Annotated in this window: 18 protein-coding genes; 13 read left to right on the top strand and 5 right to left on the bottom strand. The window is 65.9% G+C overall.

The features are described 5' to 3' along the window. Window positions 1-40: 40 nt before the first annotated feature. The 3 genes from NTH_RS16060 to NTH_RS16070 all read right to left on the bottom strand — a co-directional run bounded on the left by NTH_RS16060 (window position 41) and on the right by NTH_RS16070 (window position 2,308). The gene (locus NTH_RS16060; RefSeq protein WP_338530957.1) at window positions 41-1,195 is read right to left on the bottom strand and encodes a PA0069 family radical SAM protein; all 1,155 of its coding nucleotides are present in this window, start codon (window positions 1,193-1,195) and stop codon (window positions 41-43) included. Window positions 1,196-1,343: 148 nt separating this feature from the next. After that, window positions 1,344-1,757, bottom strand: coding sequence for a hypothetical protein (locus NTH_RS16065; protein ID WP_338530958.1), 414 nt, complete (start codon window positions 1,755-1,757; stop codon window positions 1,344-1,346). A 62-nt stretch (window positions 1,758-1,819) separates the two neighbouring features. After that, window positions 1,820-2,308, bottom strand: a complete 489-nt coding sequence (locus tag NTH_RS16070; protein WP_338530959.1) for a hypothetical protein — start codon at window positions 2,306-2,308, stop codon at window positions 1,820-1,822. Between the two features lie 160 nt (window positions 2,309-2,468). Here NTH_RS16070 and NTH_RS16075 point away from each other — a divergent pair, with 160 nt between their 5' ends. The 4 genes from NTH_RS16075 to NTH_RS16090 all read left to right on the top strand — a co-directional run bounded on the left by NTH_RS16075 (window position 2,469) and on the right by NTH_RS16090 (window position 6,400). Then, on the top strand, window positions 2,469-3,443 hold the full coding sequence (locus NTH_RS16075; RefSeq protein ID WP_338531939.1) for an L-threonylcarbamoyladenylate synthase: 975 nt from the start codon (window positions 2,469-2,471) through the stop codon (window positions 3,441-3,443). Next, the gene (locus tag NTH_RS16080) at window positions 3,440-4,867 is read left to right on the top strand and encodes an FAD-binding oxidoreductase (RefSeq protein WP_338530960.1); all 1,428 of its coding nucleotides are present in this window, start codon (window positions 3,440-3,442) and stop codon (window positions 4,865-4,867) included. Before NTH_RS16075 ends, NTH_RS16080 begins: the two co-directional genes overlap by 4 nt. Window positions 4,868-4,876: 9 nt before the next feature. Further along, window positions 4,877-5,623 carry a maleate cis-trans isomerase family protein gene (locus NTH_RS16085; RefSeq protein ID WP_338530961.1) on the top strand — a complete coding sequence of 249 codons (747 nt, stop codon included), beginning with the start codon at window positions 4,877-4,879 and terminating at the stop codon, window positions 5,621-5,623. A gap of 213 nt (window positions 5,624-5,836) precedes the next feature. Next, the gene (locus NTH_RS16090) at window positions 5,837-6,400 is read left to right on the top strand and encodes a DUF6101 family protein (protein WP_338530962.1); all 564 of its coding nucleotides are present in this window, start codon (window positions 5,837-5,839) and stop codon (window positions 6,398-6,400) included. 21 nt (window positions 6,401-6,421) lie between these two features. On the opposite strand, the gene ubiA is transcribed toward NTH_RS16090, so the two are convergent. Then, the gene (ubiA, locus tag NTH_RS16095; protein ID WP_338530963.1) at window positions 6,422-7,405 is read right to left on the bottom strand and encodes a 4-hydroxybenzoate octaprenyltransferase; all 984 of its coding nucleotides are present in this window, start codon (window positions 7,403-7,405) and stop codon (window positions 6,422-6,424) included. A gap of 126 nt (window positions 7,406-7,531) precedes the next feature. Here ubiA and NTH_RS16100 point away from each other — a divergent pair, with 126 nt between their 5' ends. From NTH_RS16100 to NTH_RS16130, 7 genes are all read left to right on the top strand, one after another. Beyond that, window positions 7,532-7,846 (top strand): ArsR/SmtB family transcription factor, encoded by a 315-nt coding sequence (locus NTH_RS16100; protein WP_338530964.1) that lies wholly within the window; start codon window positions 7,532-7,534, stop codon window positions 7,844-7,846. A gap of 2 nt (window positions 7,847-7,848) precedes the next feature. Next, a complete protein-coding gene (locus tag NTH_RS16105) occupies window positions 7,849-8,313 on the top strand; it encodes an SRPBCC family protein (RefSeq protein WP_338530965.1) in 465 nt (154 codons plus the stop codon). A 78-nt stretch (window positions 8,314-8,391) separates the two neighbouring features. Next, complete coding sequence (locus tag NTH_RS16110) at window positions 8,392-8,832, top strand: SRPBCC family protein (protein WP_338530966.1); 441 nt, start codon at window positions 8,392-8,394, stop codon at window positions 8,830-8,832. 21 nt (window positions 8,833-8,853) lie between these two features. Then, window positions 8,854-9,270, top strand: coding sequence for a GFA family protein (locus tag NTH_RS16115; RefSeq protein ID WP_338530967.1), 417 nt, complete (start codon window positions 8,854-8,856; stop codon window positions 9,268-9,270). A gap of 155 nt (window positions 9,271-9,425) precedes the next feature. Then, window positions 9,426-10,712: a phosphoribosylamine--glycine ligase gene (gene purD / locus NTH_RS16120; protein ID WP_338530968.1), complete on the top strand. Its 1,287-nt coding sequence runs from the start codon at window positions 9,426-9,428 to the stop codon at window positions 10,710-10,712. A gap of 224 nt (window positions 10,713-10,936) precedes the next feature. Then, window positions 10,937-12,721: an acyl-CoA dehydrogenase gene (locus tag NTH_RS16125; RefSeq protein ID WP_338530969.1), complete on the top strand. Its 1,785-nt coding sequence runs from the start codon at window positions 10,937-10,939 to the stop codon at window positions 12,719-12,721. Between the two features lie 4 nt (window positions 12,722-12,725). Then, window positions 12,726-13,481, top strand: a complete 756-nt coding sequence (locus NTH_RS16130) for a crotonase/enoyl-CoA hydratase family protein (protein ID WP_338530970.1) — start codon at window positions 12,726-12,728, stop codon at window positions 13,479-13,481. A gap of 12 nt (window positions 13,482-13,493) precedes the next feature. Here the strand turns inward: NTH_RS16130 and pdxH are convergent, their stop codons facing one another. After that, the gene (gene pdxH / locus NTH_RS16135) at window positions 13,494-14,108 is read right to left on the bottom strand and encodes a pyridoxamine 5'-phosphate oxidase (RefSeq protein WP_338531940.1); all 615 of its coding nucleotides are present in this window, start codon (window positions 14,106-14,108) and stop codon (window positions 13,494-13,496) included. 77 nt (window positions 14,109-14,185) lie between these two features. Between pdxH and NTH_RS16140 the strand changes: the two genes are divergently transcribed. Both NTH_RS16140 and NTH_RS16145 read left to right on the top strand, forming a co-directional pair. Then, window positions 14,186-14,566, top strand: a complete 381-nt coding sequence (locus NTH_RS16140) for an RT0821/Lpp0805 family surface protein (RefSeq protein ID WP_338530971.1) — start codon at window positions 14,186-14,188, stop codon at window positions 14,564-14,566. Window positions 14,567-14,731: 165 nt separating this feature from the next. Then, entirely contained in the window at window positions 14,732-15,676 is a 945-nt protein-coding gene (locus NTH_RS16145; RefSeq protein WP_338530972.1) for a DnaJ C-terminal domain-containing protein, read from the top strand. The last annotated feature ends 63 nt before the right edge of the window (window positions 15,677-15,739 follow it).

Here is a 15,739-nt window from a genome sequence, read left to right on the forward strand (position 1 = left end):
GGCGTGCGACGGAAGTTCTGCAGGGCCCCCGCGAGCCCCGTCACAGGAGCACGAGCTGCTCCCCTGCGCCGGCGGGCGCCGTGAAAAGGTCGGTCCGCAGGCTCAGCTTCTCACGGTTGAGACCGATGCGCCTTGCGGCAATCTCGAAGCGGCGGCCGATCTGCCAGGCATAGGGACCGGTGCCCTTCATCCGCTTACCCCATTCGGCATCGTAATCCTTGCCGCCGCGCATGGAGCGTATCAGCGACATCACATGCCGGTAGCGGTCCGGATAGTGGCGCAGCAGCCAGTCCTTGAAGATCGGGCTGACCTCGAGCGGCAGGCGCAGGATGATATAGCCTGCCTCGCGCGCGCCGGCCGCATGGGCCGATTCCAGAATGCGCTCGATCTCGCTGTCGGTCATGCCGGGGATCACCGGGCCGATCATGACGGAAGTGGGTATGCCGGCGTCGCTCAGCTTGCGGATCGTCTCCAGCCGCAACGGCGGCGTCGCCGCCCTCGGCTCCATCGTCCTGGCAAGCTTCCGGTCCAGCGTCGTGACCGACAGCGCAACCTTGGCAAGACCTTGTTCGGCCATGCGCGCCAATATGTCGATGTCGCGCGTGACAAGGGCCGACTTGGTGACGATGCCGACAGGATGCCTGTGTGCCTCCAGCACTTCGAGCACCTCGCGCATGATCCGCCACTTCCGTTCCACCGGCTGGTAGGGATCGGTGTTGGTGCCTATGGCGATCGTCCGCGGCTGGTAGCCCGGCTTGGAGAGTTCTTTTTCCAGAAGCCGCGCCGCATCCGGCTTGGCGAAAAGCCGCGCTTCGAAATCCAGGCCCGCCGAGAGCCCCATATAGCTGTGGGTCGGCCGCGCGAAGCAGTAGACGCAGCCATGCTCGCAGCCGCGGTACGGATTTATCGACCGGTCGAAGGAAATGTCCGGCGACGAATTTTTGGTGATGATCGTGCGGGGCTTTTCCACCTGCACTTCGGTCTTGAAGGGCGGCAGGTCTTCCAGCGTCTCCCACCCGTCGTCGAAGACATGCCGGGTCAGCGGTTCAAAACGTCCGGTCGGGTTGACCCCCGCCGCGCGTCCCCGGCGCCTGGTATCGGCAATACGAACGCCCGCTTCCTCGATTATCGCATTGGCCATCGAAACGCCTCCGCCTTTGGAGGCTGCAATGTCCGCTCGGGTAATCTGTTCCATCGTGGTTGCCTCCGCAGCCTGCGCCAGCCGTGCTTGCGATTCGCTTCATGAATCTATTCCTATTCGCAGAATGAGAACAAATCAAGAACAATCTGCCGGCTGCGGAACAACGACCGCGATGGGTGGAGGCGAGATCCGTTGAGTGAAACTAGCCGAACACCAGAACGGCAAGCGCCACGGCAAGATAGGCCGCGACGCCCGAAAGCGGGCCGAGCCGGCGCAGCAGGGCGGGCGGCGGCGAGCCCGGCGTCGCCCTCTGCATGGCGACGAAGCCGAAGATGCCGACGCCAAGGATGAAAGCGGCGACCACCAGCTTGAGAATGAAAGCCGGGCCGAGCAGCGCGCCGTCGTACACGGAAAGCCACATCCACAGTCCGGTGACCCAAAGAAGCAGGATGCCGATGAAGCCGGCCATCCCGAAACGCCTTCGAAGCGCGGCGAGCGCAGGCGGCGGCGGCCCGTCCAGCCGTCTGGCTTGCATCGCCAGGAACATGCTTCCCATACCGCCGCCAGCCCCCAGCATGAGACCGAAGAGGTGCAGCATCTTCATGAGTGTCAGCATGGTTCCCCCAAGACAGGTGCGTTGGCTGGAAGGTGCGCCCGTTTGAAGGACGAATCAACCGCCTATTCAGGCTTGGCCAAGCCGGAGGGAGGCGTCGCAGGCATGGGCGGCGAGGGTTGGGACGGCGCGTCGCCGGCATTGCCGGCGGGGCTGCCGCCGGATGGGCGGGGCGACGGTGTCGCCGGCGCGCCTGCCTGCGCCCGCAGATAGGGAGCCCCGCTGATCCCGCCGCGGATGACCAGGGCCTGCCGGCCGCGCGGCTGCTCCGTACTTTGCCCCTGGTCGGCGGTTCTTTTAGGGGGCTGCGCCGGCACGCCATAGGCGATGATCGAGGGGCTGATGGTCGCCGCCTTTTCGACAGTCTTTTCCGGCGAGGCCTGATGCACGACCGCCGGTTCGGCGCTTCCAAGCACGATCATCGACGGGCTGACGGTGGTTTCCAGCGCTTCGAGCACGACAATGGACGACGCGCGAGCGGAGCCCACGGCCATAGGCACGAGCAAAGCGATCGACCACAGGATGCGCATCGGATTCGGTCTTGACCCTTCCATGCCTGGCGCCAATTTCCCGGCGGCAGTCGACGGGACTTGCCGCGACGGTACCATCGCAGACCTTAACAAAACGGTGACGCGGGGGGCGACGCTGCGCCGGGGCCTTGTGGTCGGCGGCCTTGCGCGATACGCAGCACAAAAGCTGCGGGAGTGGAAAGAATTGGCCAGGATCGTTGCCGAAGAGGATGCGTTGGAAGAGGCATGCAGGCGCCTTGCCGCCGGCGAGCCCGTCGCCATTCCGACCGAGACGGTCTACGGCCTGGCGGCCGACGCCACCGATGGCACCGCGGTGGCCCGCATTTTCGAGATCAAGGGGCGGCCGCGATTCAACCCGCTGATCGCTCATGTGGCTGACATGGCAATGGCCGGCTCCATCGCCGTCTTCACGCCGCTGGCGTCGAGACTGGCCGGCGCATTCTGGCCCGGCCCGCTTACGCTGGTGCTCCCGGTGCGGGAAGGTTCGGGCATTCATCCGCTGGTGACGGCCGGCCTCGACACGGTCGCGCTGCGCAACCCGCGAGGCTTCGGCGCCAGGGTGATCGCCCGTCTGGGGCGGCCGCTCGCCGCCCCTAGCGCCAACACCTCGGGCCGGATCAGCGGCACCAGCGCCGGCGCGGTGAACGCGGACCTTGGAGATCGTATCGGAATGATCGTCGATGGCGGCCCGACGCGCGTCGGGCTGGAATCCACCATCGTCAAGGTCGAGGGCGACCGTCTTTTGCTGCTGCGTCCAGGCGGCATTGCGGCTGAGGAGATCGAGGCCGTGGCCGGCGTGAGGCTGGAGCGCGGCGCGTCCGGCGTGCAGGCGCCCGGCATGCTGGCCTCTCACTATGCGCCGGATGCGCCGGTCCGGCTTAACGCAGATAGGGTGCGTCCGGGCGAGGCCCTGCTCGCTTTCGGCCCGCGCCGCATCGCCAATGCCGATGCGGCCGTCAAGGTGCTCAACCTTTCGCAGCGCGGCGACCTGAAGGAGGCGGCGGCCAATCTGTTTGCCCATCTCCTGGCGCTGGATGCGGTGGGCGCAAAGGCCATTGCGGTCGAGCCCATTCCGGCCGCGGGTCTTGGTGAAGCCATCAACGATCGCCTGGCGCGCGCCGCCGCTCCGCGCCAAGACAGCGGGGAAAAAGGATCATGAGCGAACCGGAAGGGCTGGATGCCGGCCTGATCGACCGTTTTGCCGAAATCGTCGGCGACAAGCACGCCCTGCGATCGCCGCAGGACGTTGCGCCCCATCTGGTGGAGCCGCGCGGCCTGTTTGCCGGCAGGACGAGCTTGGTCCTGCGGCCGGCTTCCACCGAACAGGTGAGCCGCATTCTCGCCCTGGCGACGCAGACCGGCACGCCCGTCGTGCCCCAGGGCGGCAATACCGGCCTCGTCGGCGGCCAGATGCCGAATCGGGGCGGCGGCGAGATCGTCGTTTCGCTGTCCCGCCTCGACACGATACGCGAGATCGACCTGGAATCGAACACGGCGACGGTCGAGGCCGGCGTCATTCTGCAGACCTTGCAGGAAGCGGCGGAGATCAACGACCGGCTGTTCCCGCTCTCGCTTGCCTCCCAGGGCTCGTGCCAGATCGGCGGCAACCTTTCCGCCAATGCCGGCGGCATCGGCGCGCTGGCCTATGGCGTGGCGCGCGATCTTTGCCTTGGCGTCGAGGTGGTTCTACCCACGGGCGAGGTGCTCGACGATCTGCGCAAGCTGAAAAAGGACAATACCGGCTACGACCTCAAAGACCTCTTCATTGGCGCGGAAGGCACGCTGGGCATCATCACGGCGGCCGTGGTGAAGCTGTTCCCCAGGCCCAAGGGCCGGGAACTGGCCTGGGCGGGGCTTGCCTCGCCCAAGGCCGCCCTCGATTTTTTCGGCATAGCCGCAGGCATGGCCGGCGGTGCGCTGACGGCGTTCGAACTCATGGCGGCAACGCCGCTCGATTTCGTGCTGGCGCATGTGCCCGGCGTCAGGCCGCCGCTTGAGGCGGCCCATCCCTGGCATGTCCTGCTGGAGGTCTCGTCCGGCCGCTCCGCCGACGATGCGCGCGCGTTGATGGAAGAGATCCTGGCCGCTGCCTTCGAGGAAGGCGCGGTCGCCGATGCGGTGATCGCCCAGAGCCAGCAGCAGGCGGAAGCCCTGCGCCACCTGCGCGAGGCGATGTCGGAAGCCCAGAAGCCGGAGGGCGGCTCGATCAAACACGATATCGCCGTGCCCGTCGCCGCCATCCCCGAATTCATCGCCCGCGCCGACGCCGCTGTCACAAAGGTGGTAAAGGGCTGCCGCCCGGTCTGCTTCGGCCATATGGGCGACGGCAATCTCCACTATAACGTTTCCCAGCCCGTCGGCATGGACAAGGCGGCCTATCTGGAACATTACCGCGCCATGAACGACGCCGTGCATTCCATCGTGCGTGAGCTCGGCGGCTCGTTCTCGGCCGAGCACGGCATAGGACGGCTGAAACGCGACGAACTCATTGCGACCCAACCGGCCGTCGCGACCGATCTCATGCGGCGAGTGAAGAAGGCATTCGACCCCGCCGGCATCATGAATCCCGGCAAGGTCATCTGAAAGGCGATCATGGATCAGAAATTTTTCGACGCCGGCAGGCCGGTGATCGGCACGATTCTCCTGGCGACCGATCTTGTCACCGAGAACGACATCCGCGCCATCATGCCGCCAAAGGTAACGGTGTGCGCCACCCGCGTTCCCTTCGAGAACCCGACCTCGCCGGAGCAACTGCGCCGCACGCTGCCGCATCTGGGCGAGGCGGCGCGCTGGGTGGTGCCGGGCGTACCGCTTTCCGCGCTCTATTTCTCCTGCACGTCGGCCACCGTCGTGCTGGGCGAGGAGAAGGTTGCCGCCGCCATTGCCGAAGGCCGGCCCGGCATCGCGCCGATAACGCCCATAATGGCCGCCAAGCGGGCGTTCCGCGCGCTCGGCGCCCGCCGCATCGCGGTGATGACGCCCTATATCGCGGACACGGCGACCGCCATCGTCAACCATCTCGAAGGCCACGGCTTCGAAGTCGTCAACGCCCATGGCCTCGACATGGAGGACGACCGCGACATGGCGCGGCTCGATCCGCGGCTGATAATCGAGGCCGCCGAGGATGCGATGGTGGCGGGCGCCGAAGCGCTGTTCATCTCCTGCACGGCGCTGCCGGCGGCGACGCTCGCGCCCGAGATAGAGCGCCGCATCGGCTGCCCGGTCGTCACCTCAAACCTGGCCGGCCTGTGGATGGCCATGCGCCGGGCCGGCGTCGACGACAGCCTGCCGGAAAAGGGCCGGCTGCTTACCTGCCCGCTTCCGCCGGCGCTGGCATGAGATGCGGGTTTGCCGTCCGGTGACATTCGTTACGCAACTCTTGCGGCAGGTGTGAAACCGCTAACCAACTGTAAGGTCAGCAAAATTTAACCGAGTTTCTAAGCCCGCGGGTAACAACCCCGCGCTACAGTCCTTCCCATAACGAGGCCGGAAGAAATCTGGCCCGGAGAGACCGGAAAACCGGCTCTCAGGAGTAACAGGAAGGCATAAAGTATGGCGAGTGGTCTCAAGCCCGTCTGGGCGGGCCGCGCAATGCGGCTCGACCCTTTCCGCCTGCCCCAGGCGGTCAGCTATGCATCGCACGATGCATTCGGTGAAGTGGCGTTCACCATCGACAAGCGGGGCGTGCGCATGCGCCGCCATCTGAACATGAGCCAGCTCTCCGTCACCTTCGCCTTGCCGCCCAATGCCTTCGAAGGCGTGGCCGCGCGGGCCATCGAGGACGGCGAGGGCGATGTGACGGTGACGCTGGAACTCCTGCATAAGGACCCGATGCTGTCGGTTCCGCTGCTGGTCGCCGGCGATTTCGACGATGTGGCGGCGGATTGGCGGGCTTGGTCGGAAGCCTACGGCCTGCCGATGATGCTGGTCGAGGCCGACGGCATCGCCCGCACGCTGGAGGACTCGTTGGGGCAGATCAAGGCGGATCCGCCCAAGCAGCGGCGTCGCGGACGCCCCGTGCGCCAGCGCCGGCCGCGCTTCCTCGCCCGCCGCAAGCAGGGCTCGCTGGGTCTGCGGCTGGTCGTCGGCGGCGAAGAGATCATCGCCCGCGACTGATCGTCGGGGGATACTGGGCGCTTAAAAATACGGGCTGAGCGTCGCCCAGGCGCCGCCGCCCAGCAATCCCAGAAAGATGAGCGCGCCAACCACCGTGTTCGACTTGAACAGGGCCAGGCACTGGTCCGGGTCGTCGATGTCCAGCGTGCGGATCTGGCGCGCCATGTGCGCCCCCGCCGCCACAAGGCCGGCAAGCGCCGGCATGGGCACCGCGGCAAGTCCGAAAGCGACGGCGAAAAACAAAAGCGCCCCGGCATAGAGCGCTATCAGCCAGTAGCTCGTGTTCTCGGCGAACAGCCGCGCCGTGGAGCGCACGCCCACGATCGCGTCGTCTTCCTTGTCCTGATGCGCATAGATCGTGTCGTAGCCGATCACCCACAGGATCGAGCCGAAATAAAGGAGCAGCGGCGCCAGCGTCAGATTGCCGAAGGTGGCCGCCCAGCCCATCAGCGCGCCCCATGAAAAGGCCAGCCCCAGGAAAAGCTGCGGCCAGTCCGTGAAGCGCTTGGCGAATGGATAGACGGCGACGACGGCCAGCGACGCCAGCCCGAGCAGGATGGTGAAGCTGTTGAACTGCATCAGCACGACCAGCCCTGCCAATGCCTGCGCGCCGAGGAACATCCAGGCCTGCCGCCGCGAAACCTGGCCCGAGGGCAGGGGGCGCGAGCGCGTGCGCTCCACCGCCTCGTCGATGCGCTGGTCCACGAGATCGTTATAGGTGCATCCGGCGCCGCGCATCGCAATGGCGCCGATCACGAACAGGAGGACATAAAACGGCGAAGGCATCACGCTCCACAGTGGCGCACCCGGTTTGGCCCCCGCGCTGGCCGCCATGGCCAGCGACCACAGGCAGGGCCACAGCAGCAACTGCCAGCCGATCGGCCTGTCCCAACGGGCGAGCTGGGCATAGGGCCATGCCGCGCGCGGCAGCAGGCGGTAGACCCAATGGCCCGACGGCGCATCGGCGACACGGCCGCGCTCGGCTCTGGACTGGATCTTTTCCATGCTTCTTCCCGAAAATGCCCTGGCTGGGATGACTGAGTGGCAAGGCAGGCCGCTTCCGTCAAGGAGGAACTCTCTTGACATGCAGGTATTTACCTGCATATTGGTCATCAAATACGAGCGGGACCGATGGACGCTGACAAGGTTTTCAAAGCTCTGGGCGACCCGACACGCAGAAGGCTGCTTGACCTTCTTTGTGAAAAGAACGGGCAGACGCTGGGCCAGCTCTGCGAAAATCTGGACATGGCTCGTCAGTCCGCCACGCAGCACCTCGGCATACTCGAGGAGGCCAATCTGGTGAGCACGGTCCGGCGCGGCAGGGAAAAGCTGCATTTCATCAACCCCGTGCCGCTCCACGAGGTCTACGAACGGTGGGTGCGGAAATTCGAGCGTCAGCGGCTCAGCCTGCTGCACGATCTGAAGAAGGAACTCGAAGGAGAGTAGCAATGACCAAAGAGACGACCAGCTTCGTTTACGTGACCTACATTCTCTCGACGCCGGAAAAGGTGTTCGATGCCATTACGAAACCGGACGTCGCAAGGCGCTATTGGGCCCACGAAAACGTCTCCGACTGGAAGCCCGGGTCGAAGTGGGAACACATCCGCGCCAATGACGAACGCACCGTCGAACTCGTCGGCAAGGTCGTTGAGGTCTCGCCGCCGACCCGTCTCGTCATCACCTGGGCAAACGCTTCGCAGGCGTCCGATCCGGAAGCCTACAGCCGGGTGACGTTTGAGATCGAGGAATACGAAGACATGGTCCGCCTGACCGTCACCCATGACGAGCTCGAAGCTGGCAGCGGAATGGCGAAAGGCATCAGCAAAGGTTGGCCCGTCATCCTCTCCAGCCTGAAATCCTTCCTGGAAACCGGCCGCGGGCTCGACGTCTTCGCCAAGCCCAAGGCGGCCTGACTCTCTGCAATACAACGTCCGAAGCCTGCCAGCCGACGGACAGCGATGACAATGGCCCCAAGGCAAGGAGGATCGAGGATGCGGGTCGACGTCGCCGATGACAGGATTTCGATCGCAGTCGTCCTCTCCGCGCCACAGGAGGATGCCTGGCGGCTCTTGACCGAGACGGGCCATATCCGTGCTTGGTGGGGCGACCATGTGAGCCTCGACGCCCGGCCTGGCGGTGCGCTGCGCGAGGTCTGGTCGAACGGCCGGCGCGAAGTAGTCACCGCGGGCCTGGTGACGCGGCTCGAGCCGCCGCGACTTCTCGCCATGAGTTGGGCGGACGACGACTGGCCGGGTGAGACGGAGGTCTCCTTTGCGCTCGAAGAAAAGGACGGCGGAACACAATTGCTGCTCGTTCACTCCGGCTGGGGCATCCATCCGCCGGAACGGAGGTCTGGTCTCATGGAGGCACATGCACAGGGCTGGGGCGGGCATATCGAGCGGCTGGCTCGCCGCGCACAAGGGATACGCTAACGGTAAGGAGAAAGCACAGTCATGAGGAAGACCTACAAGGGCGGATGCGCGTGCGGCGCAATCCGATATGAAACGAGCAGTGAACCGATCTTCGAGAACCACTGCCAATGCACGGATTGCCAGAAACGAAGCGGCACCGGGCACGGATCCTATCTGACCTTCCCACGGCGGGCCGACGTGACAATCGCCGGCGAAGCGAAAACCTGGCGGGTCGCGGCCGACAGTGGGAACGAGAAGATCCACGCCTTCTGTGCGAACTGCGGAGCGCCGGTCTACCTGACGTTCGCCGCAATGCCGGAACTGATAGCGATCGCCGCGACCAGCCTTGACGACCCGGGCCAGTTCAATCCGCAGGTGGTCACATACAGCATCCGCGGCCATGCGTGGGATACGATCGACCCCTCGTTGCAGGCATTCGAGCGGATGCCGCCCGGATAATCGCGGCGGCTCCCCGTCCGCAAGAACGAGTGGTGGAGCCGATCGCTGATGCGATAGCCCGGCTCTTTTCCTTTGCGCAACCGCACGCCTTGCTTGACGCGCGGGCGTTTCGGCCATAGCCCGATGCCAACCGAAAACGGCACGAGGTGGCGACCATGAATATTCTTCTCATCGGCTCGGGCGGCCGCGAGCACGCGCTGGCCTGGAAGATCGCCGCCTCGCCCCTTCTGGAGAAGTTCTACGCCGCCCCCGGCAATCCCGGCATCGCGCAGGAAGCCGAATGCGTGCCGCTGAATGTCGACGACCACGACGCGGTCTGCCGTTTCTGCATCGACAAGAAGGTTGACTTCGTCGTGGTGGGGCCGGAAGCCCCTCTGGTGGCCGGGCTGGCCGATGCGCTCAAGGCCGGCGGCATGGCGGTGTTCGGGCCGTCCGCGGCCGCCGCGCGCCTGGAGGGCTCCAAGGGTTTCACCAAGGATCTGTGTTCCCGCTACGCGATCCCGACCGCCGGCTATGGCCGCTTCACCGACGCCGCCCAGGCCAAGGCTTATGTGCGGCAGGTGGGCGCGCCCATCGTGGTCAAGGCCGACGGCCTTGCCGCCGGCAAGGGCGTGACCATTGCCGCGACCGAGGATGCAGCCTGCGCGGCCATCGACGACTGCTTCTCCGGCATGTTCGGCGGTGCCGGCGCGGAGGTCGTCGTCGAGGAGTTCCTGGAAGGCGAGGAAGCAAGCTTCTTCTGCCTCTGCGACGGCAAGACGGCACTGCCCTTCGGCACGGCGCAGGACCACAAGCGCCTCAGTGAGGGCGATACCGGTCCCAATACGGGCGGCATGGGGGCCTATTCCCCCGCGCCTGTGATGACCGACGCGATGATAGAGCGCACCATGCGCGAGATCATCGAGCCCACCCTGACGGGCATGGCCGAGATGGGAACTCCCTTTACGGGCGTGCTCTATGCCGGCCTGATGATCACCGCCGATGGCCCGAGCCTGATCGAATACAATGTCCGCTTCGGCGATCCGGAGTGCCAGGTCCTGATGCCGCGCCTGAAGGACGATCTGCTGCTGCTTCTCAAGGGGGCGGCGGATGGGCAGCTGGCCCACATGTCGGCGCGCTGGCGCGACGAGGCCGCGCTTACGGTGGTGATGGCCGCCAGGGGCTATCCCGGAACGCCGGAAAAAGGCACGAGGATCGATGGCGTCGACGATGCCGCCGACCCGACCCTCGGCGTCAACATCTTCCACGCGGGCACGGCCTTGAAGGACGGCCAGCTCGTCGCCAATGGCGGCCGCGTCCTCAACGTCACGGCGCTGGGCCATTCCGTCGCGGAGGCCGGCACCGCCGCCTACGCCGCCGTCGACCGCATCGACTGGCCCGGCGGCTTCTGCCGCCGCGACATCGGCTGGCGCGCGATAGAGCGCGAGAAGGCTGGCCGGTAGCGGCGAACGGCCGTCATCAACACCGTTCTGCCAGCGCGCCTCTGGTTCTTGCATGAGGACGACACGACCTTTCGCATGAGGGGGTCGTTTGGTCCCCCACCTGCGTCACGTCACAATTGACGTTTACGTAAAAAGAAAATATCACGAAGCCATATGCGAAGACTGGCCGCCTACGCCGTCGAAGGCTAGCTTTCGCAAAGCCCGTGATTTTGGAGGAGGACTGCATGTATCGCGCACCGGTCAACGAGATCGCCCATACATTGAACCACGTCGCCGGGATGAAGAAGGCGCTGGAAGACGGTCTTTACGGCGACCTCTCCGAAGACCTCGTCGGCGCGATCCTGGAGGAGGCGGGGCGCTTTGCGGGCGAGGAGGTTGCGCCGCTTGCGCGCATCGGCGACGAGAAGGGCGCGGTGCTGGAGGATGGCGCAGTGACCATGCCGCCCGGCTGGCGCGAACTTTACAGGAACTGGTGCGAAGGTGGCTGGAACGCGCTGGCGGCCCCGCCGCAATGGGGCGGGCAGGGCCTGCCGATGACCCTGGCGGCGGCTGCCATGGAAATGTGGAACTCCGGCTCCATGGCGTTCGCCATCGGCCCCACGCTGACCATGGGCGCCATCGAGGCGCTGGAAAAGCATGCCTCCGAAGACCTCAAGAAGACTTATCTGGAAAAGCTCGTCTCCGGCGAATGGGCCGGCACGATGAACCTGACCGAACCGCAGGCCGGTTCCGATCTCCATGCGCTCAAGACGCGCGCCGAGCGCGAGCCGGACGGCACCTACCGCATCTTCGGCCAGAAGATATTCATCACCTATGGCGAGCACGACCTGACCGACAACATCGTGCATCTGGTTCTGGCCCGCCTGCCGGACGCGCCCGCCGGCACCAGGGGGATTTCGCTGTTCCTGGTGCCGAAATACCTGGTGAACGAGGACGGTTCCCCGGGCCCCCGCAACGACGTCTTCTGCGCCTCCATCGAACACAAGCTCGGCATCCACGCCTCGCCGACCTGCACGATGATCTATGGCGACGGGAAACATGGACGCCAGCCCGGCGCGGTCGGCTGGCTCATCGGCCAGGAGAACCGGGGCCTGGCCTGCATGTTCACCATGATGAACAATGCCAGGCTCGCAGTCGGCATGCAGGGCGTGGCCGTCGCCGAAGCCGCCTACCAGAAGGCGCTGGCCTACGCGAAGGAGCGCCGTCAGGGCCGCGCGCCCAACGATAAGGGCGCCGGCAAGAACGGCGGCATGAGTCCCATCGTGGCGCATCCCGATGTGCAGCGCACTCTCCTGACGATGAAGGCGATGACCCAGGCCGCCCGCGCCATAGCCTATTCCTGCGCCCATGCCATGGACATGGCCCGCCTCGGCGGCAGCGAAACGGCGGCGCACTGGCAGGAGCGCGCCAACCTCCTGACGCCGCTCGCCAAGGCCTTTTCCACCGATATCGGGGTCGAGGCGGCATCGCTCGGCCTGCAGGTCCATGGCGGCATGGGCTATATCGAGGAGACAGGCGCGGCGGCGCTCTACCGCGATGCGCGCATCGCGCCGATCTACGAAGGAACCAACGGCATCCAGGCCATCGACCTCGTCATGCGCAAGCTGCCCCAGTCGGGCGGCGATCACGTGCGCGGCTACATTGCCGAATTGCGGGAGACGGCGGAGCGCGTTCGCGGCGCCAACATGCCGGAACTGGGCGAGACCGCTTCGCGTCTTGCCGCCGGGATCGACGATCTGGAGGAGGCCACCGACCACCTCTTGTCGCTGGTCGCCGACGGCAAGGCCGAAAGCGCCTTGTGCGGCGCAACGCCGTATCTGCGCCTGTTCTCGCTGGCGGCCGGCGCGACGATGGCGGCGGGCGGAGCGGTTGCCGGCTCCAATGGCGATGCCGCGCGCGTGACGCGTTTCCTGGCCGAAAACCTCCTGCCTGAAACGGCCGCGTTGAAGCGCCAGGTGATAGCCGGCCAGGACAGTCTCCTTGCCGCCGCCGGCCTGCTGGACGGGTGATCGGATGAGCGAGCACATCCTCGTCGAGCGCCGTGGCGCGGTGCAGATCGTCCGCCTCAACCGGCCGGAGAAGAAGAACGCCATCACGCTGGCCATGTACCGCGCGATGGCCGAAGCGCTGAAATCGGCCGACGACGACCCGCAGGTGCGCTGCAACGTCATGCTCGGCCAGCCCGGCGCGTTCTCGGCGGGCAACGACCTATCCGATTTCCTCGCCGCCGCCGGCGGTAATGATTTCGGCGCCGAGGTCTTCGATTTCCTGTTCGCGCTGGCGCAAAGCCGCAAGCCGAACGTCTCCGGCGTCGACGGCATCGCCGTCGGCATCGGGACCACGATCCACCTGCATTGCGACCTGACCTTCGCCACGCGAGAGACCGTGTTCCGGACGCCTTTCGTCGATCTGGGGCTGGTTCCCGAAGCCGGGTCGAGCCTGCTTGCGCCGGCGGTTATGGGTCACCAGCGCGCCTTCGCGCTTCTGGCCCTCGGCGAGGGGCTGAGCGCCGAAGAGGCCTTGCGGGCCGGGCTTATCCACAAGGTTGTCGACGCATCGGAGCTTGAGAACGGCACCCTTGCCGCGGCGGAAGCGCTCGCGGCCAAGCCGCCGGAAGCCCTGGCCATTTCACGCGGCCTGATCAGGGCGTCGCGCGGCGACCTGATCGCCCGCATCAAGGAGGAAGGCGAGCATTTCCGCGCGCGGCTGAAGTCGGACGAAGCCCGCGCCGCCTTCCTCGCCTTCATGAGCCGCAAGAAGTCGGGGTAAGTTGGCCCTCGTTCAGGGATAAAGGCGTTCCGTTTCCCACCCGCTGTCCGAGCGCGAGAAGACCAATCGGTCGTGAAGCCGGAACGGTTTGTCCTGCCAAAATTCGATGCTGACCGGCCGGATGCGGAAGCCCGACCAGTAGGGTGGGCGGGGGATCTCTCCCACGGCGTATTTCGCCGTGTATTCGGCGACGGCCTTCTCCAGCGCGAACCGGCTTTCCAGCGGGCGCGACTGTTTCGAGGCCCATGCCCCGATCCGGCTGCCGCGCGGGCGCGAAGCGAAATAGGCGTCTGCCTCGGCATCGCTGACTTTTTCGACCGGTCCGCGAACGCGCACCTGCCGGCGCAGGCTTTTCCAGTGGAAGCACATGGCCGCCTTCATCGTCGCCAGGATCTCGCCGCCCTTGGTGCTGTCGAGATTGGTGTAGAAGACGAAGCCGTCCTCGTCGAAGCCCTTGAGCAGGACCATGCGCACATTCGGCATGCCGTCGGGATCGACGGTGGCGAGCGCCGTCGCATTGGGGTCGTTCGGCTCCGATTTCTCGGCCTCCGCCAGCCACTCGGCGAAGAGCCTGTAGGGCTCCGTGCTCTCGGTGAAATCGGTCTTAATTAACCCGTTCGTAACCATCATCCTGCTCACTGTTGCCTGAGTTGAGAGAATGCCGATTGCCTTCCGTGATGCAAGAGGCACGCAGGGGTGTTCGTTTGGTTCTGCCGCGGCTTTTTGTGCTGATTGCCGTTCTTCAAGGCTGCGCCGGCCCGCCGACGGAAGCGCTGTCTCCCGATGCCCTTACCACCGGCTCCGTCCCCGAGGCGCAGCCTGTCGTGTCCGATCGCCTGCTGGCGCAGGACGCGCCTTCGATCGTGTCCGCGCTGGCGCCGGGAAGCAGCGGAAAAGCCTGGCAAAACCGGGAGACCGGAGCCCATGGCGAGATCGTTTCGGCATTCGCGGCGAACGAGGCCGGCCGATCCTGCATCGCCTTCACGACGACGCGCGAGAGCTTCGACGGCGTCGGCCTTTACGATGGCAAGGCGTGCGAGGATGCCGCCGGCGCCTTGCGGCTCCTCCGGCTGGACATGCGTTGAAAGCAGCCCGAAATTTTCGGCTGAAAGGGCCAAATCTGCGGAAGTTTCAGCCGAGATACTGGAATTTTGAGCTGAAAACACGCATATATGGGTCGAATATCTGTGTAAAATCACTGCTTTGACGGTCCGGTCGAAGATCCGGGCCGTTCTTTGGGTAAGGTCGGAATGAGGAACCCTTATGAGGTGCTGGGCGTGCAGAAGAGCGCGTCCGCCAAGGACATAAAGTCGGCCTATCGGCGGCTCGCCAAGAAGTATCATCCGGACCAGCAGCCGGATGATCCGCGGGCCAAGGAACGCTTTGCCGAAATCGGCCAGGCCTACGAAATCCTCGGCGACGAGGAAAAGCGCCGGGCCTTCGACAATGGCGAGATCGACGCCAGCGGCAAGCCCCGTTTCGCCGGCTTCGAGGGCGGAGCCCATGGCGACCCGTTCGCCGGCTTCCGGCGCGCCGGTGGCGGCGGACCCCGCGGCGCCCGTTTCGAGTTCCGCTCCGGCGGCCCCGATGGTGCGGGCTTCGGCGGCGAGGACATATTCAGCGAAATCTTCGGCCATGCCTTTTCGGGCGGCGGCGCCGGCGGCGGACCGGGGCGCGGGCAGCGCCGCCCCGAGGGCCTTGGCGACATCCGCGCGACCCTCGACGTCAGCGTCGAGGACATCGCCACCGAAGCCAAGGTCGCGGCCATTTTCCCGGACGGCCGCCGGCTTGCCGTCAAGCTGCCGCGCTATGTCGAGGACGGCCAGACCATCCGGCTGAAGGGGCAGGGCGCCGAGACGCCCTTCGGCGAGCGCGGCGACGCGCTGGTGACGCTGCGCCTGAAGCCCGACCCGCGCTACCGCGTGGAGGGCCGGGACCTGCATGCCGACATTCCCGTCAGCCTGCGCGATGCCGTCCTTGGCGCCAAGGTCACGGTCGCCACCCCCACCGGCAAGGTTGCGGTCAAGGTGCCGCCCTGGTCGAGTTCGGACCGGACGTTACGGCTCAAGGGGCGCGGCCTGCCCCTGAAGACCGGCGGCAATGGCGACTTCTACGGACATGTGCGCATCATGCTGCCGGAAGGCGGCGATCCGGCGCTGGAGGCGTTGTTCCGCAAGGAAGGGGTGAAGGAGTAGGACAGCGGGAAAGAAAGGCGGCGGCGAGCGCCATTCCCTTGCTGTCCCTATTCCCCTATTTCC

The organism is Nitratireductor thuwali, assembly GCF_036621415.1.
GTDB lineage: Bacteria > Pseudomonadota > Alphaproteobacteria > Rhizobiales > Rhizobiaceae > Chelativorans > Chelativorans thuwali.